The 25,703-nt window shown below is 35.2% G+C and carries 21 protein-coding genes; 7 read left to right on the top strand and 14 right to left on the bottom strand.

Features of this window, described 5'->3' with window-relative positions; translation table 11 throughout:
• Positions 1-339: 339 nt before the first annotated feature.
• The 4 genes from IQ247_RS23345 to IQ247_RS23330 all read left to right on the top strand — a co-directional run bounded on the left by IQ247_RS23345 (position 340) and on the right by IQ247_RS23330 (position 2,664).
• A complete protein-coding gene (locus IQ247_RS23345; protein ID WP_322745559.1) occupies positions 340-579 on the top strand; it encodes a hypothetical protein in 240 nt (79 codons plus the stop codon).
• Between the two features lie 394 nt (positions 580-973).
• Complete coding sequence (gene sppA / locus IQ247_RS23340) at positions 974-1,792, top strand: signal peptide peptidase SppA (RefSeq protein WP_193923654.1); 819 nt, start codon at positions 974-976, stop codon at positions 1,790-1,792.
• Between the two features lie 136 nt (positions 1,793-1,928).
• Positions 1,929-2,342 carry a chorismate mutase gene (gene aroH, locus IQ247_RS23335; RefSeq protein ID WP_322745560.1) on the top strand — a complete coding sequence of 138 codons (414 nt, stop codon included), beginning with the start codon at positions 1,929-1,931 and terminating at the stop codon, positions 2,340-2,342.
• A gap of 37 nt (positions 2,343-2,379) precedes the next feature.
• Positions 2,380-2,664 (top strand): hypothetical protein, encoded by a 285-nt coding sequence (locus IQ247_RS23330; RefSeq protein ID WP_193923652.1) that lies wholly within the window; start codon positions 2,380-2,382, stop codon positions 2,662-2,664.
• Positions 2,665-2,783: 119 nt separating this feature from the next.
• Here the strand turns inward: IQ247_RS23330 and crtR are convergent, their stop codons facing one another.
• Positions 2,784-3,668, bottom strand: coding sequence for a beta-carotene hydroxylase (crtR, locus tag IQ247_RS23325; protein ID WP_228059981.1), 885 nt, complete (start codon positions 3,666-3,668; stop codon positions 2,784-2,786).
• A 502-nt stretch (positions 3,669-4,170) separates the two neighbouring features.
• Between crtR and pyk the strand changes: the two genes are divergently transcribed.
• Together pyk and IQ247_RS23315 are read left to right on the top strand one after the other, a co-directional pair.
• A complete protein-coding gene (gene pyk / locus IQ247_RS23320) occupies positions 4,171-5,940 on the top strand; it encodes a pyruvate kinase (RefSeq protein WP_193923648.1) in 1,770 nt (589 codons plus the stop codon).
• A 104-nt stretch (positions 5,941-6,044) separates the two neighbouring features.
• Complete coding sequence (locus tag IQ247_RS23315; RefSeq protein WP_193923647.1) at positions 6,045-6,182, top strand: hypothetical protein; 138 nt, start codon at positions 6,045-6,047, stop codon at positions 6,180-6,182.
• Here the strand turns inward: IQ247_RS23315 and IQ247_RS23310 are convergent, their stop codons facing one another.
• The 4 genes from IQ247_RS23310 to rfbD all read right to left on the bottom strand — a co-directional run bounded on the left by IQ247_RS23310 (position 6,183) and on the right by rfbD (position 10,222).
• Positions 6,183-7,280, bottom strand: a complete 1,098-nt coding sequence (locus tag IQ247_RS23310; RefSeq protein WP_193923646.1) for a glycosyltransferase family 4 protein — start codon at positions 7,278-7,280, stop codon at positions 6,183-6,185. It abuts the gene before it with no gap.
• Positions 7,281-7,324: 44 nt separating this feature from the next.
• Positions 7,325-8,197, bottom strand: coding sequence for a glycosyltransferase family protein (locus IQ247_RS23305; protein ID WP_193923644.1), 873 nt, complete (start codon positions 8,195-8,197; stop codon positions 7,325-7,327).
• Positions 8,194-9,270, bottom strand: a complete 1,077-nt coding sequence (locus IQ247_RS23300) for a glucose-1-phosphate thymidylyltransferase (RefSeq protein WP_193923642.1) — start codon at positions 9,268-9,270, stop codon at positions 8,194-8,196. Before IQ247_RS23300 ends, IQ247_RS23305 begins: the two co-directional genes overlap by 4 nt.
• 79 nt (positions 9,271-9,349) lie before the next feature.
• Positions 9,350-10,222 (bottom strand): dTDP-4-dehydrorhamnose reductase, encoded by an 873-nt coding sequence (gene rfbD, locus IQ247_RS23295; protein ID WP_193923641.1) that lies wholly within the window; start codon positions 10,220-10,222, stop codon positions 9,350-9,352.
• Between the two features lie 615 nt (positions 10,223-10,837).
• Between rfbD and IQ247_RS23290 the strand changes: the two genes are divergently transcribed.
• Positions 10,838-12,439: a CAP domain-containing protein gene (locus tag IQ247_RS23290; RefSeq protein ID WP_193923639.1), complete on the top strand. Its 1,602-nt coding sequence runs from the start codon at positions 10,838-10,840 to the stop codon at positions 12,437-12,439.
• Positions 12,440-12,534: 95 nt separating this feature from the next.
• On the opposite strand, the gene rfbC is transcribed toward IQ247_RS23290, so the two are convergent.
• The 9 genes from rfbC to IQ247_RS23245 form a co-directional block, all read right to left on the bottom strand.
• Entirely contained in the window at positions 12,535-13,080 is a 546-nt protein-coding gene (gene rfbC, locus IQ247_RS23285; protein ID WP_193923638.1) for a dTDP-4-dehydrorhamnose 3,5-epimerase, read from the bottom strand.
• 205 nt (positions 13,081-13,285) lie between these two features.
• The gene (locus IQ247_RS23280; RefSeq protein WP_193923637.1) at positions 13,286-14,227 is read right to left on the bottom strand and encodes a glycosyltransferase family 2 protein; all 942 of its coding nucleotides are present in this window, start codon (positions 14,225-14,227) and stop codon (positions 13,286-13,288) included.
• A gap of 109 nt (positions 14,228-14,336) precedes the next feature.
• Positions 14,337-15,632 (bottom strand): glycosyltransferase family 2 protein, encoded by a 1,296-nt coding sequence (locus IQ247_RS23275; protein ID WP_193923636.1) that lies wholly within the window; start codon positions 15,630-15,632, stop codon positions 14,337-14,339.
• 123 nt (positions 15,633-15,755) lie between these two features.
• Entirely contained in the window at positions 15,756-16,931 is a 1,176-nt protein-coding gene (locus IQ247_RS23270; protein ID WP_193923635.1) for a class I SAM-dependent methyltransferase, read from the bottom strand.
• Positions 16,928-18,235, bottom strand: coding sequence for an ABC transporter ATP-binding protein (locus IQ247_RS23265; RefSeq protein WP_193923634.1), 1,308 nt, complete (start codon positions 18,233-18,235; stop codon positions 16,928-16,930). Before IQ247_RS23265 ends, IQ247_RS23270 begins: the two co-directional genes overlap by 4 nt.
• 227 nt (positions 18,236-18,462) lie before the next feature.
• Entirely contained in the window at positions 18,463-19,425 is a 963-nt protein-coding gene (locus IQ247_RS23260) for a glycosyltransferase family 2 protein (protein ID WP_193923633.1), read from the bottom strand.
• 69 nt (positions 19,426-19,494) lie between these two features.
• On the bottom strand, positions 19,495-22,875 hold the full coding sequence (locus IQ247_RS23255) for a rhamnosyltransferase WsaF family glycosyltransferase (protein ID WP_193923632.1): 3,381 nt from the start codon (positions 22,873-22,875) through the stop codon (positions 19,495-19,497).
• Positions 22,876-22,902: 27 nt separating this feature from the next.
• Positions 22,903-24,366 carry an ABC transporter ATP-binding protein gene (locus tag IQ247_RS23250; RefSeq protein ID WP_193923631.1) on the bottom strand — a complete coding sequence of 488 codons (1,464 nt, stop codon included), beginning with the start codon at positions 24,364-24,366 and terminating at the stop codon, positions 22,903-22,905.
• A 185-nt stretch (positions 24,367-24,551) separates the two neighbouring features.
• Positions 24,552-25,409, bottom strand: coding sequence for an ABC transporter permease (locus IQ247_RS23245; protein WP_193923630.1), 858 nt, complete (start codon positions 25,407-25,409; stop codon positions 24,552-24,554).
• Positions 25,410-25,703 lie beyond the last annotated feature (294 nt).

Genomic DNA, 25,703 nt, shown 5'->3' with positions numbered 1-25,703 from the left:
ATATTAACTTAAGTTAAAACCTGTTCTCAGAAATCAAAGCTGTTATTAACTGCATCTATTGTATGTACTAATAATGTAGTATCAGCGTAAGCGTTGATATATCGGAGTTTTTATGAGATTAGTGTCTTTGAAATCGAAAAATAGAAAATAGAAAATCTATGAAAATATTTTAATTAAGACTTAAGATTCTTTAAATACGGTCTGAGATATGGCGATCGCGATTATTGTAGAAGGTGACGACTATCGAGTGCTGTTGACCTAGGTTGGAAAATTATTTTTTCTATGACTATGTTTATAAACTTTCTCCGCTCTCTATTGCTATCGATTATTTTTAGTTTCGTGGCTCCAATAATATTTGTTGGTGGAACATTGTTGAGTTTATCCGTTGTAAGCTTGCTTCCCGGCTTAGAAACGGTGAGTGAAATTATCGTCGATCAGATATCGAATTTTCTTGCCGCTTTCGGTAGCGGTACCCCAATCCAAGGGTTACTTGTGATTTGTCTAACCTGTAGCTTCGTGGGAGCGCTTTTCGATATTTATGTATATTATCGGTGTCAAATTCTACGTTTAAACTCTTAAGTAGTGCGTTCCCTATTTTGTTTGCAAAAAAAACTGATGTTTCAGTATTCTCAATACAGAAAAATTCTGATTTTTGAATCTGAAAATAGTTGCGTGTCGATTAGTTCTGTAAACAAATCGCACTAATAAGCAAAACTGCAATTTTCTTTAATTGTAGAATATTAACAGTAGATAAATTAGATACTTAGTAATAAACGCTTTATCGTTCAACAAAAAATTTTCAAAAAAAATCAAAATACATTTAAAAATAGAAAAATTGATTAAAATTAGCTAAGGGATTCGCGTCTGCTTGATTTGTGACAACAAATTTAACGGCAGATGCTTTACGCATTTATAAATAAAAGTTAATGTTTTAAATCAAATCTATAAAATCACAAGGTTGTTTTTACTGCTCATGGTTTGGCCCTTTAAGTCAAAGTTTCGCAAACAAATCGCCAAAATTGAAGTTACTGGTGCAATTGCAGGTAGTACTCGTCAACGAGTCTTGGAAGCCCTGAAAACAGTAGAAGAGAAGAAATTTCCGGCCCTACTGTTACGGATTGATAGTCCTGGTGGTACAGTGGGAGATTCTCAAGAAATCTACAGCGCTCTCAAACGTTTGCGTGAAAAAATCAAAATTGTTGCTAGTTTTGGTAATATTTCTGCTTCCGGAGGTGTTTACATCGGCATGGGTGCTTCCCATATTGTGGCTAATCCGGGAACGATTACGGGTAGTATCGGTGTAATTTTGCGCGGCAATAATTTACAACGTTTGTTGGATAAAATTGGTGTTTCTTTTAAGACAATCAAATCCGGCCCCTATAAAGATATTTTATCTTTTGATCGGGAACTTACTGATAGTGAAGAAACTATTTTGCAAGAATTAATTGATACAAGTTATCAACAGTTTGTGCAAACAGTAGCGGAAGGACGTAATTTAGCCCCAGAAACAGTCAAAACCTTTGCCGACGGTCGAATTTTCACCGGAGAACAAGCTTTAGAATTAGGGGTTGTAGACAGATTGGGAACCGAAGAAGATGCTCGTCGCTGGGCAGCAGAATTGGTAAACCTTGACCCCGAAAAAACAGAAGTTTACACTCTAGAAGAACCTAAACCTTGGTACAGTAAATTTTTACCTGGTAACAAAGTTAAAAATGGACTAATATCCAAAATTGATTGGGTAGAATTTGAATTGTCTACCAGTGGTTTACCCCTGTGGTTGTATCGACCTTGACAATTTTTTTCCATAAATTGAGCGATGAAGTAAAAGGAAGATAAAACATAGCCATTAGTCATTTGTCCTTTATCCAACAGTGATGAATAATGACTAATGACTGATGTTTAATATCTTAAATTGGGAGGAATTTTACGTGGAATGGCGAATGCAGGCAATTCGTGGAGCAACAACTGTTTCGGAAAATACCGTTGAAGCAATGCGAGAAGCTGTAATGGAACTACTAGATGAACTCGAAAAACGCAATCAACTGCATCCAACGGACATGATTAGCGTTACCTTTTCAGCAACCTCCGATTTAGATGCTATCTTTCCAGCGGCGATCGCCCGTCATCGTCCCCATTGGGATAATGTTTCCATGATTGATGTACAGCAAATGTATGTCCCAGGGAGCTTAGAAAAGTGCATTCGGATTTTAGTTCATGCTTATATTAAATCTAGCGCTACCATAAGTCACATCTATTTACGTCATGCGTCTACACTTCGTCCCGACTGGAATTTACCTCAGCCGTTACAAGCATCACAGTCAACGATAGAATCAAAGGTGTAGAATATACGCATATTCTATGTAAAAATACTTAAAAATTATGAAGTTTGACGGTTGCGACGCTGTTCAATCTACATCTATTAGCGGAAGAATCTTTACCGACCGAGGAACGGGAGTTCGGGTAAAGCCGGAAGACTTTATGACAATTATCTCTAAAAGTAAAGAATCCCTAGTAGTCGAATCGGCAGAAGGGTTTTTTACCAAAATTTATAAATATGCAACTGCCTACAAAGGTTTTGTGTTTTTCACAGAATCTTTAAACAGGTTGCAATTTACTGCTCATACTGAAATTATACAGGCTCAAAGTATATCTAGCGAAATCTAAAGTTAGTACCACCGGAGATAGGAATTGTAGAGACGTAGCAATGCTACGTCTGTACCAGAGTTAGGAGTTAGGATACTTTTAACCTCTAACCTCCAACCTCCAACCTCCAACCTCCAACCTTATTCCCGTTTGGAATGAAAACGAATTCCTAAAACTAGATCATACATAAATTCCAAAAAGTCTTTCTTTGTGAGTAAACCTAGAGATTGATAGCATTCTTTTTCATCCAAACGGGGCTTCATGAGATGGTATGTATGTTGATAATTATACCAAGCTATAGAAGGCCATAAATGATGAATTAAATGATAGTTTTGCCCTAAAATCAAAATGTTCAAAATCGGATTTGGATAAACCCGAGCATTTTTCCAACGACTGCGTTCTACGAAGGGACGATGAGGCAGATAGTCGAAGAATAAACCAAGTGCTAATCCAACGATACCTGACGGCACAAACCAGAAATTGAGAATGTAGCCCAAGAAATTAAACTGCACTGAGATAGCAACAATAATTACTACAATCAGCCTACTGATGAACCATTCTAGGAGTTCGTTATTTTTCCACAAACGCCGTTTAAAGAAAAATATCTCGTGATAGAAAAAACGAACCGCAATTAACCATAGGGGACCACCAGTAGAAACATAATGGTCTGGATCATTTTTTGGGTCATTAACATTTGCATGATGTTGTAAATGCACTCGCGTAAATACTGGAAATGCGAAAACAAGCATCAAGGCGCTAATATGTCCCATTAGGGCGTTAATGATCCGATTGCGATGAGCAGCTTGGTGACAAGCATCATGAATTACCGTACCAGAAATATGTAAGGCTAGGACATTCATGCAAAAACATATCCACTGTTGCCATTGCCAAACCCAATAACCTAGTACAGACAGCACAACAATTCCAATAGATGCTAAAAACATTAGCACAGTGGGATTGAAGCCACCGGGGGGGGACAAAAGTTCCTTGGGGGGGATTGTCAGTGGCGATTGTGCCTCCGACATCAGCATTGTTGACTCCTTATTTACCATTTACCAAATATTTGCGAGTATACGGCACAGACTGACGAATAATAAAGTTTTATGTACCAAGATTTATCTACATTTTTACATTTATCGGTTATCAGTCAACAGTTATTCGTTACCAGCGATTAGTTATCAATCATAAAACTGAGGGGCTTAAACGTCTCAAACGGTATTTTTTCATCAAGCAGGACATAAGTTCTAAATAAAAAACAAAATTAGAATCGGATTATGAGAGAATAATTAAATCAGTTATCAGTCCGGAAGGCGTATGTTCGGGGATTTAGAACCGCAAACAACGCCTTCCACCAATTGGTGGAGGACTTAGACCCTTTCATGTAAATTGATAACTGTTCACTGTTAACTGTTCACTGTTAAAGCTTGCGAATTTAATTTGTCCTGAATGCGTTTCTAGCCACAGACAAAAGTTTAAGTTTAATCTACGATTATTCCCTAAACTAGAAGCGCTATACAGCATCCCCCTATGCAATTAAGAGATTCAGTACGTCGGACAAAAATTGTCGCTACCATTGGACCTGCTACCAGCAGCCCTGAAGTTTTAAAGGCTCTGATCGAAGCAGGTGCAACAACACTGCGGCTTAATTTCTCTCATGGAACTCATGCTGACCATCAACGTAATATTCGGTTGATTCGGCAAACAGCATTTGAATTGAACCAACCAGTGGCGATTTTGCAAGATTTGCAAGGGCCGAAGATTCGTTTGGGTAAATTTGAAAATGGATCGATAGTGGTTGCTAAAGGCGATCGCTTTACTTTAACTAATCGTCAGGTTATTGGTAATCAAGAAATCAGCTGTATAACCTACGAGCATTTAGCAGAAGAAGTTCCTGTTGGTGCGAATATTCTGCTCGATGATGGACGAGTGGAAATGCAGGTTGTGGAGATAAATAAAGAAAAAGGCGATCTGCATTGTCGTGTGACGGTTGAAGGTAAACTTTCTAATAATAAAGGCGTTAATTTTCCCGGCGTTTATTTATCTATCAAAGCATTAACCGATAAAGACCGGGAAGATTTAGTATTCGGTTTAGATCAAGGTGTGGATTGGGTTGCACTTTCCTTTGTTCGTAACCCCCAAGATGTCATTGAAATTAAAGAGTTAATTTATAGTGCAGGAAAACAAGTACCAGTAATTGCCAAAATCGAGAAGCATGAAGCCATCGAACAAATGGAAGCGATTCTGGCTTTGTGTGATGGTGTAATGGTCGCAAGAGGAGATTTAGGGGTAGAACTTCCAGCCGAAGATGTTCCTGTGTTGCAAAAGCGTTTAATTGCTACTGCAAATCGCTTGGGTATTCCTATTATTACCGCTACCCAAATGTTGGACAGCATGGTGAGCAATCCTCGTCCGACTCGTGCAGAAGTCTCAGACGTAGCCAACGCAATTCTCGATGGTACGGATGCAGTAATGCTTTCTAATGAAACTGCCGTGGGTAATTATCCGGTAGAAGCAGTAGCAACAATGGCACGCATTGCCGAACGCATCGAAAAAGAAGATATGCAAAATAAAAATGCACATCAAATAGGAGACCCCAGACGTTCGATTCCCAATGCGATTTCCCAAGCAGCTGGTCAAATTTCCGAACAACTCGGAGCCGCTGCAATTATGACTCTGACTCAAACCGGGGCTACTGCTCGTAATGTTTCTAAGTTCCGCCCTCGTACACCAATTTTGGCAGTCACACCTCACGTAAATGTAGCCAGACAACTGCAATTAGTATGGGGAGTCAAACCGTTATTAGTCTTAGAACTACCTTCTACTGGTCAAACCTTCCAAGCGGCTATCAATGTTGCTCAAGAGAAAAATTTACTACATGAAGGTGATTTAGTGGTAATGAGTGCAGGTACTCTTCAAGGGATTTCCGGCTCCACCGATTTGATTAAAGTTGAAGTAGTAACTGCTGTACTCGGTCAAGGAATCGGATTAGGACAAGGCTCAGTCAGCGGACGCGCACGAGTCGCTCATAGTGCTATGGATTTAAATAATTTTAATCCAGGAGAGATTTTAGTCGCTCCATCTACTAATGCCGATTTTGTCGAAGTCATTCGGAAATCAAGCGGTATTATTACTGAGGATGAAAGCCTTACTTCTCACGCTGCCGTCATTGGCTTAAGGCTGGGAGTCCCCGTAATTGTTGGTGTAAAAAATGCAATGCAAACCATTCGAGATGGAGCTATTTTAACTATGGATATGCAGCGAGGTATCGTTTACTCTGGTGCGGTGGGAACACGATAGATATAGTTAGGAGTTGGGAGTTAGGAGTTGGGAGTTAGGAGTTAGGAGTTAGGGGTTAGGAGTTAGGGGTTAGGAGTTAGGAGTTAGGAGTTAGGAGTTAGTGGATGGTGGATAGTGGATGGTGGATAGTAAATAAACAACCAACAACCAACAACCAACAACTATCAACCAACAATCATCAACCAACAACCAACAACCAACAACCAACAACCAACAACCATCAACCATCAACTGTCAACTAATCAAAGATATTGTTTTAATACTTCGGTAGTCGCTTGTGCTGTTTTCTGCCAACTGAAGTTATTGGCTTGCTTAAGTCCTTCAATCGAAAGTTGCGATCGCAATTGTTCGTCTGTAGCAATTTGTTGTATTGCCTCAGTAATTTCATCAACATTATAGGGATTGATGAGAATAGCAGCATTACCAGCAACTTCGGGTAAGCAGGAAAGATTGGAGGTAATTACAGGAGTACCACAAGCCATTGCTTCTAAAACTGGAAAACCAAAACCTTCCCAAAGACTAGGAAAAACCAAAGCAATGGCTTGATTAATAATTTTTGCAAGTTCTTTATAAGCAACGTAGTCAAGGAATTGTACTCGGTGTTTAATACCTAGTTCTTCAATTTGAGAATGTATCTTGGGAGTATCGCGTTTGTTAGAAGAACCTGCAAACCACAATTGGTAGTGTTGATAATTGCTTGATTGTTGTCTAAATTTAGCAAAAGCTGCTATCAGTCTGTGTAAATTTTTATGACCATCGTGTCTACCAATATATAAAAAATAGGGGTGATTTTGATGATTGTTTCTCACTTCCTCAAGTAAACGAAAATTATTTGCATCATGGGCTAATGGAATAGGTGTAATTTTATTAGCTGGAATATTGTAAAAATCACAAATATCTTTGGCTGTAGTGTTCGAGTTACAGATAATATGTTGCGCTTGTGACAACACTTGGGGAATATAGTAACGATGATAATATGTTAAGGGTGAAAGAGGTTTGGGGAATCGTAAAGGAATTACATCATGAACGGTAACAATGTAGCGACAGTTGCTATTAAGCGGTGCTTCCGGTTGTGGAGAAAATAAAAGCCTCGACTTTAACTTACGATAGATTATTGGTAATTTAAACTGCGTCCATAAAAGTCTATCAAAATGCCCTTTCGTACCTTGAGCAGGTGTAAGATTATCTGGTATTTGATAACAGTTGAAGTTTGGATAATCCCGACTTGTTAGTAATGTGGGTTGAAGATGTTGTAAATAAGGGAAAAGATTGGTAGCGTAGTTGCTTATACCTGTAGGTTTGGAAAACACAACTGACAAATTGACCAATAATTCGTTCATCTATATTACAGTTAACTTAGTACATAACATATAGAATGTAACAGTTATTGATATGATGGTTTTATCTTAATTTTTTGAGTGACTTGTTTAATATACATTAACAAACCGGATAATTTACCAAATGCGACTTTTGGTCTAATAAAAATTAAAATAAAGGCATAGATAACGAGACGAATTAATCTAGTTATCAAAATAAAATCATTAGTATATCTTTTTAAGGTTAATAGATAACTGTAAGTGCTATGTTTAATTTTTTGGAAAATATATTTGTTTGTAATTGATGAAGGCTGATGTATTACGCCAAACTCTTTAGTAACTGCAATTAAATATCCTTGATTAGCATAGCGTCTGCAAAAATCAAAATCTTCGTAATAAAGAAAGTAAGCATCGTCAAATTGGGGACAATCGTAAAAATTACGTAAATTAACTATTAGACTGCAACCGGAAACCCAATCACAAATAGTATAAGGTGCTTGTGTATTTGTTAATAAATCTTGAGTCTTAATTGTTCCCGTTTTGGCAGCGAAACTTCCCCCAGCAAACCAAATTTCATCTTTGGGAGTATGAATAATCGTACCAAGAATAGAAATTTTTGGATATGACTGGAAAAAATGGTTAACTTTTTCTAAAGATATCCCTTCAAAATAAGCATCTGGATTAATTATCCAAACAATAGCTTGAGAATCTTGGTTATAAATCCACTTCATTCCATAGTTACAAGCGCAACCAAAACCCATATTATATCCACAATCAAGAATCTCTACAGATTCATTCTTGAGTTGTCTAATAGAATTATCATCAGGTGAATTGTTGATGATTAGAGTTTTATGCTCAATATTTTCATCAACAGGTAGAGAACGAATTAATTTTGCAATCAATTCGGTTGAATAGTAGTTAACGGTTAAAAAATAAATCACGATAGCTCAATTTGACAATCATCACCAATCATAAATCGTAAAGCTTTTGGACGACGAGGTGCGAGTGTGACTTGCGCTCTTTGTCCAATTAAACTATCTATAATTCGTTGGTGAATTCCGGATATCTTAGCACCTCCCAAAACTACACTGTGTTCTATTTCGGTATCTATTAAAACTGATTTATCAGCAATACTAGTATATGGACCAATAAAACAATTTTCTAAATGACAATTATCACCAATAATTACTGGACCGCGAATAGTACAATTAATTAATTTAGAACCATAACCAATTTGTACTCTGCCAATTACTTGACTTTGAGCATCTATTTCTCCAAAAATTGAAGTTTGTAAACTGGTATCAAGAATTAAACGATTAGCTTCGAGTAAATCATCTTTTTTTCCAGTATCTAACCACCAACCTTCCAGTTGACAAGCTAATACTTGCTTTTTTTGAGTAATTAAACATTGAATAGCATCAGTAATTTCTAGTTCACCTCTTGCCGAAGGTTGAATGGAAGCAATGGCTTGGTGAATAATTTCAGAAAAGAAATAAACTCCTACCAAAGCTAAATTGGAAGGAGGAACTTTTGGTTTTTCGATTAACTCTAAAACGGTGCCATTTTGATCAACTTTCGCGACTCCAAAAGCGCTAGGATTATCAACAGTACGCAATAATATCAATGCATCCTGATGTTGCTGTTGAAATTTTTTGAGAAAATAACTCAAGTCACCTTGTTGAATTAAATTGTCACCTAAATACATCACAAAAGGTGAATCTTTTAAAAAAGGAAGAGCTACTTTTACAGCATGGGCAAGTCCTGCTGGTTCCTCTTGTAAAATGTAGGTGATATTAGCTCCAAATTTATCCCCATTTCCGGTTTTTGCTTGGACTTCTTCTCCAGTCTCCGGTGAGATAATGATACCGATATCAGTAATACCGGCTGTTACCATTTCTTCGATGCCATACCATAAAATAGGTTTATTTGCAACAGGTACTAGTTGTTTTGCGCCGGTGTATGTCAGAGGGCGCAGTCGAGTACCTTTACCGCCAGACAGAATTAATGCTTTCATAAAATTTGGGAATTGGTAATGAGTAATGGGTAATGGGTAATTGGTAATTGGTAATTGGTAATGGGGCTAATTTGAACCTTTAACCTTTAACCTCTTGAAGCATTTCTCTAAGGCTTTGTCGCCAATGAGGTGGATAAGATTCCATGACAGTGGATATTTTGGCACAGTTGAGAACTGAATAGTTAGGGCGAGTTGCAGGGGTGGGATATTCCTTCGTCGTAATTGGGATGACACGCTCAACCTTTAAAGGAAAACCTAGCTGTCTGGCTTCTTCAAAAATGGCGATCGCAAAATCATACCAACTAGCGACACCGCTGTTTGTATAATGATAAGTGCCGGTTTTTTGTGGATTTTTAACGAGTGCGGCTATGGTTTGGGCGATGTTTTTTGCCCAGGTAGGGCTACCAATTTGGTCGTTGACTACCCTTAACTCTGGTTTTTGTGAACCCAGACGTAGCATGGTTTTGACAAAGTTACTTTTGCCAAAGGAGCCATAAACCCAAGCTGTACGAAGGATAAAATGGTTGTTGCAATTGGAGCGAATCGCTTCTTCTCCTGCTAATTTGGTTTTACCATAAACGCTTAAAGGATTGGTTGGATGATTTTCCTGGTAAGGAAGACTACTTTTACCATCGAAAACATAATCAGTAGAAAGATGAATTAAGCAAGCTCGTAATTTTTCCGCTTCTTGAGCAAGAACCTCCGGGGCTAAACTATTAATTGTGCTGGCTAATTCGGGTTCGCTTTCGGCTTTGTCTACAGCTGTGTAAGCAGCAGCATTGATAATGATTTCTGGTTGCTTTTCTCGAATCAAGTCTCGGAGAGTTTCCGGTTGAGCAAGTTCGACTATGGGACGTGCTACTGCTGTTAAATTACTGCAAGTTTGAAAAGTTTTTTGTAATTGAGTACCAACTTGTCCTTTACAGCCAATTAGCAAAATTTGTTTACTCATGCGATTTATAATAATTTATCTTGAGAGTAAGATTTGCTTACAGTCTAAAATTTTATCAATCTAAAAAATAAAAGTTTAAGCATTTCTATACATCTAACCAATTAATTAAATTAATTAAGTTAATACAATAAATAAATAAAAGTCCAGTTTTATTGCCTGTTTTTCCTCTCGAACACAGTTTTTTAACTATATAACTATTTAGAGAAACAGTTTAGGTTTTATTTTTAGCGACAAATAAATATAATAGATGAAAACCCTAAACCATAGCATCATTTGATATTTTGTAAATACAAAATAATCAGTGTTTAGAAATACTTATAATTTCTACCTATTTAGTTTAGTATTTATTTTCGTTGAATTATTTTAAAATGCTGTAGATAGCCGATAAATTGGTAGTTTTAGACAAAAAGAACATATAGTCCTAGAAATACTACTTATAGTAGAAGACAAAATTTACTGTGTTAATCTTGCTATAATCTCTACTTGAATGAATAGTTAATTTTTTCTTAAAAACTTAAAGCCAAAAGCTTTATGGTTTTTAGCCACGTGGTATAGGAACCCTGACCGAAAGCAAACGTTTGCAATGTTTTTTTTGTGTTGTTCCCTAATAAACCTATGCCTATCAACTTATTTGATGCTAATTTTTATCGCTCAGCTAATTCAGACTTGAATGGCTTGAGTGATAGTCAAGCATGGTCACATTTCAAAAACTACGGCTTAGAAAATGGTCTGGAGTTCTCATCGTTAATCGATTTAGATTTTTACCGTGCTAGCAACAGCGATTTAGCCGATCTGAGCGACAGACAAGCTTACGAACATCTAGTAAATTATGGTGTTAGTCAGGGGCGCAAATTTTCTGCACTTACTGACCTAGAATTCTACCGCGAAACTAACACTGATTTAGCTAATTTAAGTAACGAAGAATTATTTGACCATTTGAAAAATCAAGGTATGGACGAAGGACGTTCGTTTTCACCGTTTTTCAATGTTAAATATTATTTAGCTGATAATCCTGATATCGCTCAAAGTGTGGGAAATAGCTATAAACAAGCATTCAATAATTTTGTAATTGAGAATTGGAATGAAGGAGATTCTTTTTCTCCAGCTTTTGATGCACAATTTTATAAAAATGCTTATACCGACTTAGCGGCTAGTTCTCTAGATAATAAACAGCTTTTGGAGCATTTTGTACTTAAAGGTTTAGATGAAGGAAGAGCATCAGCACCAGGATTTGATGTCAACTATTATCTGAATAATAATCCTGACTTGAAGCAAGCTGGTTTAAGCTACACAGATGCTTACAAACACTTTGTCAGCGTAGGTTTGCGTGATGGATTTGCTGCTAGCGAATATATAGAAATCGACTACGCTGGTAATACCTTAGATACTGCTCGCACAATAGCTTTAGACTCTGGAGAAATAATTTTTAGAGACTCTGTTGGAAACTCTGACATTGAAGATTTTTATCGTTTGAATTTGAATAATCCCAATAACAAATTCGACTTGTCAATCAATGGTTTGAGTGCGGATGCAGATTTAGAATTGCTCAACAGTAGTGGTGAAATCATCGCTCGTGCGGCTAATAGCGGTAATATCGGCGAATCTTTGAATATTAATAACTTAGAAAACGGTGCCTATTACATTCGAGTTTTACAGGGAATAGAACCAACTAACACCAACTATAATTTGAGTCTGTCTGTGACTCCAATAGCAGCCGAACCCGATGTTATAGTTTTGGATGAATCTACACCCATACCCGCTACACCCATATCTCCTGTACCCCAGTCTGGATCAACGAATAGCAGCAATCCTCTGATCGATGAAGTTGTGAGACTGACAAACTCTTATCGTACTCAGCATGGTTTACAACCTCTAACCTTGAATATGGAGTTATCTAATGCAGCTCAAGCACATAGTGAAGACATGGCTGTAAGCGACTTTTTCAGCCACACAGGTTCTAACGGTACTAAAGTTAGCGATCGCACTAAATCGGCAGGTTATCAATCTCCTTATGTCGGTGAAAATATTGCCGCAGGTTACATGAGTGCTGAAGAAGTTGTGAGAGGATGGATGAATAGTCCCGGGCATCGTGAAAATATTCTTAATGCCAACTATAGAGAAATTGGCATTGGATATCACTATCTAGCTCATGACACGGGAGAGGTAAACTACAACAGATATTGGACACAGGATTTTGGTGCTGTAGTTTCTACCTGATATTAATAATTTTGCCGCCATGATGTAGAGACGTTGCAGTGCAACGTCTTTTCACGGTTAATACTTGATTGATATTCGATACAGGTGAAACTGCATCAAGGGAAAATTTCAGCCATTTTTAAAGGTTGACCAACTGCATCTTTTGCTGAAATAATTGGTGAAGTATTTATTTGCCAATTTATATCTAAATCGCGATCGTTCCACAGGATGGTACGTTCTCCTTGAGGAGCATAGTAATCTGTAGTCTTGTAAATCACTTCGGCAACTTCCGAAAGCACCACGAAACCATGAGCAAAGCCCGGTGGTATCCATATTTGACGCTTATTAAGGGCGCTAATTTCATAACCCACCCACTTACCAAAAGTAGGAGAACTTTTTCTAATATCTACAGCTACGTCAAATATACTACCAACAACTGCACGTACTAATTTTCCCTGTGGTTGTTGAATTTGGTAGTGTAAACCGCGCAGTACATTTTGTTTCGAGTAAGAATGGTTATCTTGAACAAAGTTAAGATTAATACTCGTTTTTTCAGTAAATTTTTTGAAATTAAAGGCTTCAAAGAAAAAACCGCGATCGTCGTGAAATACTTGTGGTTCAATTATGAGAACATCAGGAATTTCAGCAGAAATGATTTTCATTGGTTTATCATTAACTATTCCTGAATTATCATTCTACTGCTATTTTGTCATAAAATTTATAAACATTAATTTAAACAAATATTTTGGTGGTTGTATTAACGTGAATTGGATGACAACAGAAGTCGGGTTTTTAGGATAAACACCTGTAATATATCTACAAATCTCAAAAAACCCCACTTCTCAACCCTAGAGATAGATAAAAGTTTCACCACACTTTACCAAGTCTACCCCTGAAACCATCAAAGGTTCCAAAGGTACAAGCCCATATTTTGAGCAAAACTAAATCTGGTTCGTAGCGGATAATTCTAATGATCATATTCATCATAATTTTGAATCTATGGATAAGACAAAAATGTAACATCCGCTTATTTGATTGACGAGTTTCAAAATAAGTATGATTTCGACAAGCATAGTAGTAACGAGATGGCAAACAAGTAAAAGTTATAATTTGATTATTTATTTTAGATAGTCTATCTTTAACTTGAGAATAATTACCAAGACGATGGGACATAATTGTGTTTTTAACTACAATTACTTCGTAGCCTTGATGTCTAAAATTCATGCAATAGGTATAGTCTACTGCATCGAGAAATAAATTTCCTTGAGGAAGTTCGACGGATTTAGCTGCATTTAAATTAACAAGGGAACCGGATGTTATGACACCATCACAAGTATAATAATCCTTGATTTGTGAGTGTTCGGGTTTGGGTACAAATTTGTAATCTTGAAAAACATATCCGGGAAATTCTTGTGAGGTATTAATATCGAGTATTTGAGGAGCAATGATGCCGATATGATGGTTTTTGGCGGATAATTCTTGATATTTAGTTAATAAAATTTCTAAGCTATTGGGTAATGGTTGGCTATCTTGGTCAAACAGCCAAATAAAATCATATGCTTTTTCTATAGCCCATTTTATAGCTATTTTTAGTCCTCCATCAACTCCGATGTTTTCGGGATGAAATTCAACTTTGATATTTTGATAGTTTTTTTCTGAGATAATTGGGGTTTGGGAATTATCTACAATAAATATTTCTGATATTGAGTATGATTGATTTTGGATTGCTGCGATTGTTTTTTCAAGTGCTTGTTTATCTTGATAAGCGGTAATATAGGCAGCTATTTTGTAGTTAGAGTTTATAAACATAAAATATTACAAATTCCCAATTCTACAACACGGATTAAGACGGATTACACTGATTTCACGGATTTTATTACTCGTTAGTAATTATTAATTAGCTATTCCCTATTGCCTTTTAATGTTTGAAAATACTAAGATAAAAAACCGCAGAGACGCAGAGAGCGCAGAGAAGAAAAAGAGGGAGGAGATAGGTGGTTTTATTCTGTAAAGAGAGGAACTTTAAATAAGTTTTTATTTTCCATAATTTGCTTGATTTTATTGCTGCAAGTTGAGTATGAGCAATTTGTAGTTCTTGTAATAATATTTGTGGATTATGTTGTTGAATATAAGATGGTTGAAGGTATAGTTGGGTTTGATTAAAGCCAAATAGCATTTCAGATGTTTGGTGTTTTTGAGCAATATCAGCAAATTTATGAGAGAAGTATTTGGCAAGATTTAGTGCATATTGATTAGTCGTATTTATCATGGAATTGGGATGTACTCTATATGCACTTAGAACTTTGGGAATTAATTTACAGGAATAGTTCGATTGAGCTAATTTTAACCAAACATCATAATCATCCCATCCAAACCAACCATATTCAATTAAATCTGTAGAATATCCTCCGATTTTGAGTAAGATTTCTCTATCAAATAGTGCCATTGCATCAATGTATGGGTGTTTGACTAATTTTTTTACATCCCATTCATCACAAGAGATTCTATTTAATTCTTTTCTAGTATCGTTATCAAATCTACTAATTTCTCCGTAGACAGCAGCATATTTTGAAGTTTTAATTTTGTTGTAAAGAGTAGATAAACAGTGGGGATAAATCCAATTATCAGCATCTAAAATAAAGACGTAAGGAGAACGAGCTATTTCTAAACCAATATTTCTAGCATCGGCTAAACCAGTATTAAACCACTTTTTGATTAAACATATTGGTAAGTTAGATGTTTGTTCTGCTTTTTGCAAATATTCTTCAACTAGGATTGTTGAATTATCAGTGGAACAATCATCAATTACTAATACTTCGATATTTTCCGGTAAATTAGAAATATCTGATTGAGATACGCTATCTAAACATTCGTAAATATATTTTGAGTAATTATAAAGGGTAATTACAATAGTTATACAAGGATTTTGACAATTATCATATGCAAAATTTGATTTTAATTGCCAGGGATTAAAACCTTTCTTTTTACAAAGATTAGCAGCCTGTAAGCGCGATAAAAATAATAATCTTTTTTCTTCTAAATTATAATCAGATGTTTTGATTTTTAAAGGTTGTGAAAGTGTAAGTTGTTGATATGTCTCTTGCTGAAAAAATTTTTGTTCTAATTCTTTGTGATTAGCTAATATTTGAGCATGACGATAATTTAGTTCTTCTTGAATAGATAATAATTGATATTGCTTTTCGTAATTAATCATTATTTAACATCCTTAAAAAAAACTAATTTAATACTTTACCTGGCGACTAGAAGTCGCGTCTACACAAACAAAACCCGCCTGCGCGGGTTATTGGTGATACCCCTATTCCCTACTCCCTACTCCCTATTCCCTTTTCAAACCAAAAAAATGCTTGATTTGAAACCAACTTTGACGTAATTTCCAAAATTTACTGGTTTCCATTGCTTTGATAATCTGCTGACAATGTTCCCATCCGGAATGGGCTTGTTGTAACTTAATTTGACTTTCTTCCCATTGCTGTTGTATTTGTTGAAGCTGATTTTGTGTTTCTTCAAATTTTATTCGATATGAGTTCAGTTCAGTTTGTACTTGTGGAAATTGAACTTGAGTATGTTGTAACTGAGTTTGTACTTCTGCAAGTTGTACTTGGGTTTGCTGTAATTGAATTTGTGTTTTCTCAAATTCAGTCTGTGTCGATTTAAGTTTAATTTTAGATTCTTGTAACTCTATATGCAAATTATTTAATTGAGTTTCCGAATGATTTAATTGCTCTACAACTTCAATATGTTTTTTAGATAAAGCTGCATATTTACTTTCTAAACAAACAGGATATCCTCTAATAACAAACTGTAATGTATCCGCATCTTCATCTTGTTCTATTTCCTGAGTAACATTTTTATCAAAATATATTTTTTCAACTCCTGGGATTAAATCGGAATTAGAATAAATCGGTAATTTTGTTCTTTCAATGACATCTATCAGGTATCCCGAATCTTCAAATAACTGCTCGACTGTTGTACGAGTAAAAAATCGCAAATGAGTATTATCTAAAATACCTAATGGTTGATATTCAAACTTTCCTTGTAATAAAGCGAGTCTAATAGCACCATGAGCAATGTTGGGTATGGAAGCAATTACATATCCTTTTGGTTTTAATAAATTACGAGTTTCTTCTAATATTTTCCACGGATTACGGAGATGTTCTAAAATATCCCCAAATACAGCAACATCAATTTTTTCTTCTAATATAGTTTCAGATAAAATATCATTCAAAGATACAAAATCTAAATCAGCAATAATAACTTGTTCGCAATATTTTTCAGCAATTTTTGCAGCTTTAGAATTGACTTCTACCCCAATAACTTCACAACCTCTATTAGTCAGTAAACGAGCAAAATAACCTGTAGCACAGCCAAAATCAATCACACGCTTGTTTTCTCCTATCAAGCGCAACATTTTCTTTAGACTACTATTTTCATCTAAATCTGTTTCTAATAAATTGACTAATAAAGGATAATCTTTTTCGCGATCGCAATTCATAGCCCGCCTGCTTTTACTGGTAAATTTTGCTGCAATATTTTGACGCTGATTGGTGTATCTACTAAAGCGTGAATTCGCTTCCCCGTATCTGGTGGTAATACTTGAAAAACCATGGCGTTATCAATCCAATCAAAAGTCATTGCTGTATAGTTTTCTGCACCAGCTATTGTCAAACTATAGGAACTAGGGCGCAATGGTAATTGAAATGTAAATTCAACTTGTAATTTAGTTCCTGGTGCTAATTTTCCGATTGGTTGGTTTTCTTCAATTGTATTACTCCCAATCAGTTCGTTACCGTTTTTATCACATACAAAAAAGCCGATAATACAACCTTGTAACTGTTGATAAACTTGTACTTCTACAACTAATTTTACTTGTTCGTTAAATCCAAAAATAGGGCTTTCATCGGCTTGTTCTCCCCATTGATTAAATAACTGAATATTTTCAATCAGTGCTTTACGATTTCCGCGACGAGATGTATTTTGCAGTTGATGATTTTCTTGATTAGGTTGATGAGGTAGAGTTGTCTTATCATCAATATTAGCTTCTGGAGTAACTAATCCTAATTCAGTTTCTGTCACCAACTTCATGTATTTGATAATTACATCATTGGGAGTTCCACAAGCGTAAATCTTACCGCTATCAATCATTACTGCGGAATTACATAATGTTTTAATAGCACCCGAATCATGGGAAACAAACAACGTAGTCACACCATTATCCATCAAATTTCGCATTCGACGCATACAGCGATGTTGGAATACAATATCCCCCACAGCTAACGCTTCATCTACTATCAAAATTTCCGGATCGACATTCACCGCAACAGCAAAAGCCAAACGGACAAACATTCCGCTAGAATAGGTTTTTACGGGTTGTTCGATAAAATCCCCGATATCGGCAAAAGCAGCAATTTCATCGAATTTATTCTCGATTTCTTGTTGATTTAAACCTAATAACCTCGCGTTAAAAAATACATTTTGTCTTCCGGTAAATTCTGGATTAAAACCACTGCCAAGTTCTAATAATGCCGAAACTCTACCCCTAACAACTACCTCCCCGGTGGTTGGTGTTAAAGTACCTGCAATAATTTGTAATAAGGTACTTTTACCGGAACCATTGCGTCCAACAATTCCTACAGTTTGTCCTTTTTTTATTTCTAAATTAATCTCTTGTAAAGCCCAAAACTGCGAAGTTATGCTTTTACCTGGTAATAAAATTTCCTTTAATTTATCTACCGGATGAGCATACCTTTGGAAGCACTTTGAGACATTTTTTAAACAAATTGTGATGTCTTCACTCATGATGAAGGCTGCTAATTATAAAAAACCGACACGGTACTCGTTCACCCTGTTTGAAGCTGGTTAAATGCTGCTGTGGTGCCAGTTTTCTATTTATTCCAGTTGATTGTAAATAGTTTTATTTTGTGAGAGTTGCCAATTTGCCGAATTGTTTTTAGGAGTATGTAAAAGGGTGATGGTGGATGATTGAAGCATCAGGTTTGTTTTATATTTGATAAGTAATATGAATATCAGTACCAATTTTTACCTAATTTGCCTTGAAAACCATCAACCGTACCTTTTATGGAAGCCCATATTTTTAAACTTCTCTGCTCAGATTCATGGAATAAAATCAAAATAATAGTGTGAATTAAATATTTAATTCGTCGCAAACAACTAGTTACTCGATACCAACCTTTTGCATAACGAGTCGTCAAATAAGTATGATTGCGACATATATAATAATGTCGTAAAGCAGAATATTGTTGAAAAAAGCGCTCTTTATGGAAAAATTTGACTTTGACGGGATTGCCAAATTTATGTTCTAGTATAGCTTGAGGAACTATAAAATTATGATATCCATTTTGTTTAAGTCGTAATCCATAATCCATATCTATACCATCAATAAATAAATCTATCCGTGGTAAGGGATTTTTTTTAGCTGTTGCTATAGGTATTAAAGAACCAGAAGTAATGGGAGCATCACATTCATATGGATAATCATTGTTATTATGCTTACATCCCGTAAAATGGTCTTTGACAAATATTGCACCTTCAATAACTTTATTTGTTCTAATATCAATAGAAACAGGAGCAATTATACCAATAGAATAGTTTTTATTGAGGCTTTCTTCGTAAGTATTTAAAAGAGTTTCTAAACAATTTGGTTGAGGTATACTATCTTGGTCAAATGTCCATAGAAAATTATAATCATGCTTAATTGCAAATTCAAATGCTATGGCTAACCCACCAGAAATACCTATATTGTCATGATGGTACAAAATTTTTATATTACTATCAGTATCATTTTCATTGACAAATAATATATTTTTTGAAGAATTATCTACAACTAAAACTTGTGTGAGTTTGTGTGTTTGGTTCCAGATTGCCCTGATACAGTTTTTAACTGCTTCCGGTTCTTCATAAGCAGTAATGTATGCTAAGACTTTATATCTATTTTTGATTAATCTATGAGGATGTGATACATACGACATTGCAAATCAATTGTTATTAAAATTTGTACATAGGAGTCCTATATAATAACTAGTTAATAGTTTTAATAGTTAATCACCTCGGAAAGAATATTTATTTAATAAGTTTTCAAATTGTTGACACATATTTTCAAGCGATAGTTTTTCAACTAATTCATATCCATTCTTGGCAAGTTTATACCTAAATTCATAATTGTCTACTAAACTTATTAGTGCTTCTAAAAAAGCGGATGATGTTGGCTGAACTAAAAGACAATTTTTTTGATCATCAACCATTGAACGAACTGGTAGAACATCTGCTTCGATAGTTGCACAACCACAAGCCATTGCTTCAAAAACAACAGTACTAATGTTAGTCATAGAAAAGGATATATGAATATCAGATGAATACATTGCATCTACAATCTCAGATTGAGTTAAAATTCCTAAATTTTCATATTTAAATGGAAGTTCCATAGCTTCTTCCATTCCGTATAACTTAATTTTTACGTCAGGGCGGATTAGATGAAGTTCTTTAAGGACTTCTACTCCAAGAGCAAAATTACGTCTGGGAATATGCGGACGAGCAAAGAACAGTACGGAACAGTTTTTCTTTGAATCTAAATGACGATTTAAATTTGGAACCTGAGATAAAAATACCGGATTTAAAGGAAAATCAACATAGGGGTATTTAATTCTATTTCTTTCACTTAATACGTTTGAGAGATATTTACCAAGACAAATTATACCTAATGGTAAATCATAAGTTTGTTCTGCTGAGGTATAACAAGCATCTCCAGATTCATAAAAATTAGGTTCGTAATCCTGAACAAAATAAGCTTTAAAATTAGTATTTTCTAACTTATTTACAACATAAGCAGTTGGCCAATTTGTGGCAATTGCGATATCGGACTTTTGGATATTATCATGACCGCAATTAATCACAGCTTTACTCTTACCAAAATGTTTTTCACAAAAATTTCTAATTTCTTCGATACTTAAACCTGCCAGATGAGCAATAGGTTCGATATAAATGTTTACTTTCTTACCTTGGTTTGCTAAATAATTAGCTAGATAAAAAATATGCTTATATCCTCCCCCAGTTTGAGCAATTGGAGCTCGTACAATAAAAGCTATAGATAAATTTTGATTCGTGAATACCTGCTGTTTCAAAAGGTTTTGCCACATTTCCAAAGTTACAGCAGTTGCAGTTCTTGTTAAATATTGTGAATTTACTTGTTCAAAAGCTTTCTGTGCCAAACTGCTCCGCAATTCGGTATTAATTACCATGGAGCGTAAAGCATTCTCCCATTCATCTGTAGTACTACATAAAATTCCGTTAATTTTATCTTTTATTGCAAAACCAAAAGCCCCCACATTAGACGCAAGAGTTGGAACTGAAAGTAGCCCAGCTTCAAAATATTTTAGTTCGCTTTTTGATTCTGTAAAATCATTATCTTTTTCAAGAGGAGCAATATTAATATCAACTCTGCGATATAATTCTGGTAAATCTTGCCAAGGAACGAGAGGAAAAATTTCAATCTGTGATGAAAATTCCTGCAACTCCTCCGGAATATCTAAGTGTCCTACTACCATTAAATATACATTAGGGTATTCTTTTAAAATTGTTTTTAAAGCTAAGACACATTCTGCAAAGTCTTTAGCATGGGTTTTGGTACCACTAAAATAAGCAATCCTAATTTTATTGTCTTTTGGAACATATAGATGACGGGCTTTGATTGCTTCTTTTTCCATCTCATTACTAATTCTATTGCGGGAAATAGTAACTATTTTATTAGGAAAGTTTTGTTTTACTTCTTTGTACAATTTATCTGTACTAACAATTACTGCATCACATAATTGTAATGTTTTACGATAGCGTCTGACTCCATCCTCATAGAGTTGCTTCTCTTTCAAATCCATTTTATTGTAAGCATCAATTTGGCTAAGTTTTGATGGGTCAAACACTAAATCATCAGTATCAAAAATAACTATTTTATTTAGCTTTGTTGCTCGATTGACAAATTGTTCAAAATCTTTAGTATAAGGAACCCGATGAGCAATAATTACTTGATAATTTTTTAAAAGTTGCTCATAAAGAAATTGATTCGGTAAGTATATATCAACCGAATATCCTAGATATTCAAGAATTTCAGCCTGATTATGGCATCTATAACGATAAGCATCTCCAGGACAACCACTGATAAAAGCAAACATCTTTGAGATATCCGTAGCTTTTTCTTCTGGATTCTCAGATTCATCTATATTGGAAAAATCTTGAACAATTTGCTGATTAAAAGTACCTTCAATTGGATATATTTCTGATTTCGATACAAGATTTAATCTCTTCTTTATTTTGAACCAACTTACTCTCAATTTCCAAAATTTACTGCTTTCCATTGCAGTAATTAAAGATTGAGCCTTTATTAAATCAGATTGTGAGTGTACTAATTTTCTTTGGGCTTGTTTTAATTGATTTTGTAATTCTTCTTGTTGTGTATAACCCTGTTGCAAACCTAAATGCGATCGCTCTAGTTCCGAGTGGGTTTCTTGTAATTGTAATTGGGACTGCTTAAATTCATCTTGCGTTTGTTGTAGTTGTAATTGCGATCGTTCTATTTCTGCTTGATTTTGTACAATTTGAACTTGAAGATTATCCTGTTGCTCTTGAGCTTCTTGTAATTGCAATTGATAACTTTGTAATTGTATTTGGGTTTGTTCTAATAAGTAGTTAGATTCCTTTAACTGCGACTGTAAATTTACGTTTTGTGCATTTAAATCAACTACTGATTTTTCTAAGTCTCCAAGTTTGTTGTGAGCTTCTACTACCGATTCACGCAAATCTCGATTTTCTTTCCATAACAACCAAAAGCGACGTTCGTAACTTCTAATTACCCGATGTAATGGTTCTTGGTTGCGTCGAAAACGTACAGCCCAAGGTGTAATAAATGAAGCATCAAAATCTACATCTCGAATAAACCCATGTTTTGCAAATTGTTCTGCCCAATATTCTGGCGGTTGTACGTTAAAGTGCGTTGCTTCTTTATAATCAAAAGGACTCGATGAAAATAAAATATCATCTGTATGTTGACATAAATTTGCGAGCGCTTTTTCTGCTTCTGCTTTGGGTAGGTGTTCTAATACTTCGATACTAACTATTAAGTCGTATTTTCTCGGAAATACTTCGGTGACAGAACCTATCCAACAATATGGTTGAATACTTTGATGTGCTTTTTTGATTGCATACTCGGAAATATCGATTCCCCATGTTTCGACATTTTTTTGACGTAGCGCTTCTACTAAAAATCCCATTGCACAGCCAGCATCAAGTATTGTTGTAGGACAGATATCGCTAACTATCCGCTCTGCAATACCACCAAAAAAAGTCATCCAATTCTCATCGCGTTCGTAAGGTTTACCGCAGCAATGAGTATAATAATATTCGTTATAAGAATTAATTTTTTCTACTTCCATATCTTTTTACTACTAGTTGTACTCAAATTAAATCATTCTAGTTTTTGATATTTTATCTTCAGAAATACTGAGTTTATTAATAATTACATTTCTTTCGGGTGGATGATAAAGACCAAAAACCAAACGTTTTGGTTCGGGGTCAACTACTTGAAATATTACGGCATTTTCTACCCAATCTAACCAGGGCATTCTATATTGGTCGTAAGCAACTGAAGGTGAAATACTATAAACTCCCGGTCTAATATTTATTTCAAATTGAAAACAATACAAGTATTTATCACCTGTTACTACTTCTGCTAATTCTATATTTTCTTGATAAGTATTAATTCCAATAATATCGGTACCTAATCTATCTCTGACTAAAACACCAATTAAATATTCACTTTGATTACTTAAAAATTCAACTTCAATATAAACTTTAATTTTGCTACCTAAATATACGCGCTCTATTTCTTCTTCTTGTTCATCTACTATCCAAGTCTTAGTAATTCTTGCTTGTCCATCACCATGGCGAAAATATTTGAAATTATCACCACATGATAAATCATCTGTTTTATTTTTATACCTATTCTCGTTGAGCGCTATCCCATCGTTGATCAAATGATCAGCATTATTAATTATATTTGAAATATCGCGATTTGGAATATGCGTTTCATCTATTATTTCATCACTATTAATTAAACTAATATCATTATTTTCAATGCCTCTTCCGATTCTGGCTAATTTCTCAAGTTGACGTACTTTTTCAATATCAAAGTCTACTGTCATTAAAGCCAGATACCAACTGACCATATCAAGAGCAACACCACGATTAACAACTGTACCTTTTTCTAAAACGATAGCGTAATCGCATAAACGCTTAACAGCTTCCGCATCGTGACTAACGAATAATACAGAAATTCCACTATTACGTAGCTGATTGATACGAGTCATACAACGTTGTTGAAATCTAGCATCTCCAACAGCTAAAGCTTCATCGACAATCATAATTTGTGGATCAACATTTATTGCCACTGAAAAAGCAAGTCTTACATACATTCCACTAGAGTAAGTTTTAACAGGTTGATCGAGGAAATCTCCAATATCTGCAAAAGCTGCAATATCATCGAATTTATCTTCGATTTCGCCTTGATTCATGCCTAATAATCTAGCGTTAAAAAATATATTTTGTCGTCCCGTAAACTCTGGATTAAAACCACTCCCAAGTTCTAACAATGCGGAAACTCTACCCCTAACAGCTATCTCCCCGGTAGTTGGAGTTAACGTTCCAGCAATAATCTGTAACAACGTACTTTTCCCAGAACCATTTTGTCCTACAATCCCTACAGTTTGTCCTTTGGGAACTTCTAAACTAATATCCTTCAAAGCCCAAAATTCTTGAGCATAACTTTTCTGAGGTAATAAAACTTCTCTCAAACGGTCTACTGGACGACCATATCGCTTGTAGCACTTTGAGACATTTTGGAGTGAAATCGCAATTTCTTCACCCATATTGTGATAAATCCTATAACTCTCACACCACACTAAACATCAACAGATTCTCTTGTAATAATAATGTATCCGGAATAACTTTTATACTTTATTTACTCCGCATAAATTATTTTTAGCTGAATATTATCTAGCTTCTACTAGCAGCCAATTTAGGATTTATTAATAGTTTATAGTACATTAATCACTTACAACACATCCGCAAAAGCCGGACGTACCCTTCTATATACCAAAAAACCGATCGCAAATACAATTATAGACATTGTAGAAGCTACTCCCAACTCACCCCAATGCTTCACCTCCCCCACTAAAACAAAGTCGCGGTAAACCTCTACAATTGCCGCCAATGGATTCAACCACAAAATCCAAGCCCGCCAACTATCCGGAATTGATGTAATTGGGTAAACTATGGGCGTTGCATAAAACCAAATATTCAGAATCACATTTAATGTTTGAGGAATATCCCGTAAAAATACGGTTAATCCTGCCACTAAATAACCCAATCCAGCGGTAAGTAATAACTGTGGTATCCAAACTAAAGGTAATAGCGCCAAAGTCGTATGTAAAGTCCCGGTAGACAAAGCTACGAAAAAAATCAGTATTATCAAGCCAAAAGAGCTTTCAATAAAAGCTGATAAAATAGGTACTAAAGGCAACAAGCTCAGAGGAAATACCACTTTTTTTACTAAATTTGGCTGACCGATTACTGAACTAGCAGATTGAACTAAACCACTGCTAAAAGCAATCCAAGGAAGCAATCCTGCAAACAACCATAATCCAAAGGATAAATTTTCATTTGCGGGTAATCCCTTAAGACTCAGTTTGATTTTTAACACAACCGAAAATACGTAAGTGTAAATCAGTAATTGCGATAACGGATTAAGTATAGACCATAAATTGCCCAGCACAGAACCTTTATACCGCGCATCCAAATCTCGTCTGACTAAAGTTCTCAACAAATCGAACTTCGTCCACCAAGCATTGCTAATTGGTAGAATACGCCTCAATTTACCTGAAATAGTTTCTAACAACTGGATTGTTCTCATAGATTTGCGATTCCTCACTCACTACCTAGAAGTTGAAAAATAATTAGCAATTAACGGTATTTTTTTTGACGACCGCTAAAAACTTGGATCATTCTTCTGTACAAACAATCGTCTACAGGAAAATTTTTTTCGCTACAGGTTATAAAAGTTATTCTTACCGCTCAACTAAACCCCATTTTTACAAACAAAATTTTTAGACAATCATACAATAAAAAGGTCAAAGGTTAAAGGTCAAAGGTCAAAGGTTGAAGGTCAAAGGTCAAAGGTCAAAGGTCAAAGGTCAAAGGTTAGAAG

Origin of the sequence: Plectonema cf. radiosum LEGE 06105, from assembly GCF_015207665.1 — a bacterium.
In the GTDB taxonomy this organism is placed as follows: Bacteria; Cyanobacteriota; Cyanobacteriia; order Cyanobacteriales; family Nostocaceae; genus Rivularia; species Rivularia radiosa_A.
This window is presented reverse-complemented; position numbering and strand designations above follow the sequence as displayed.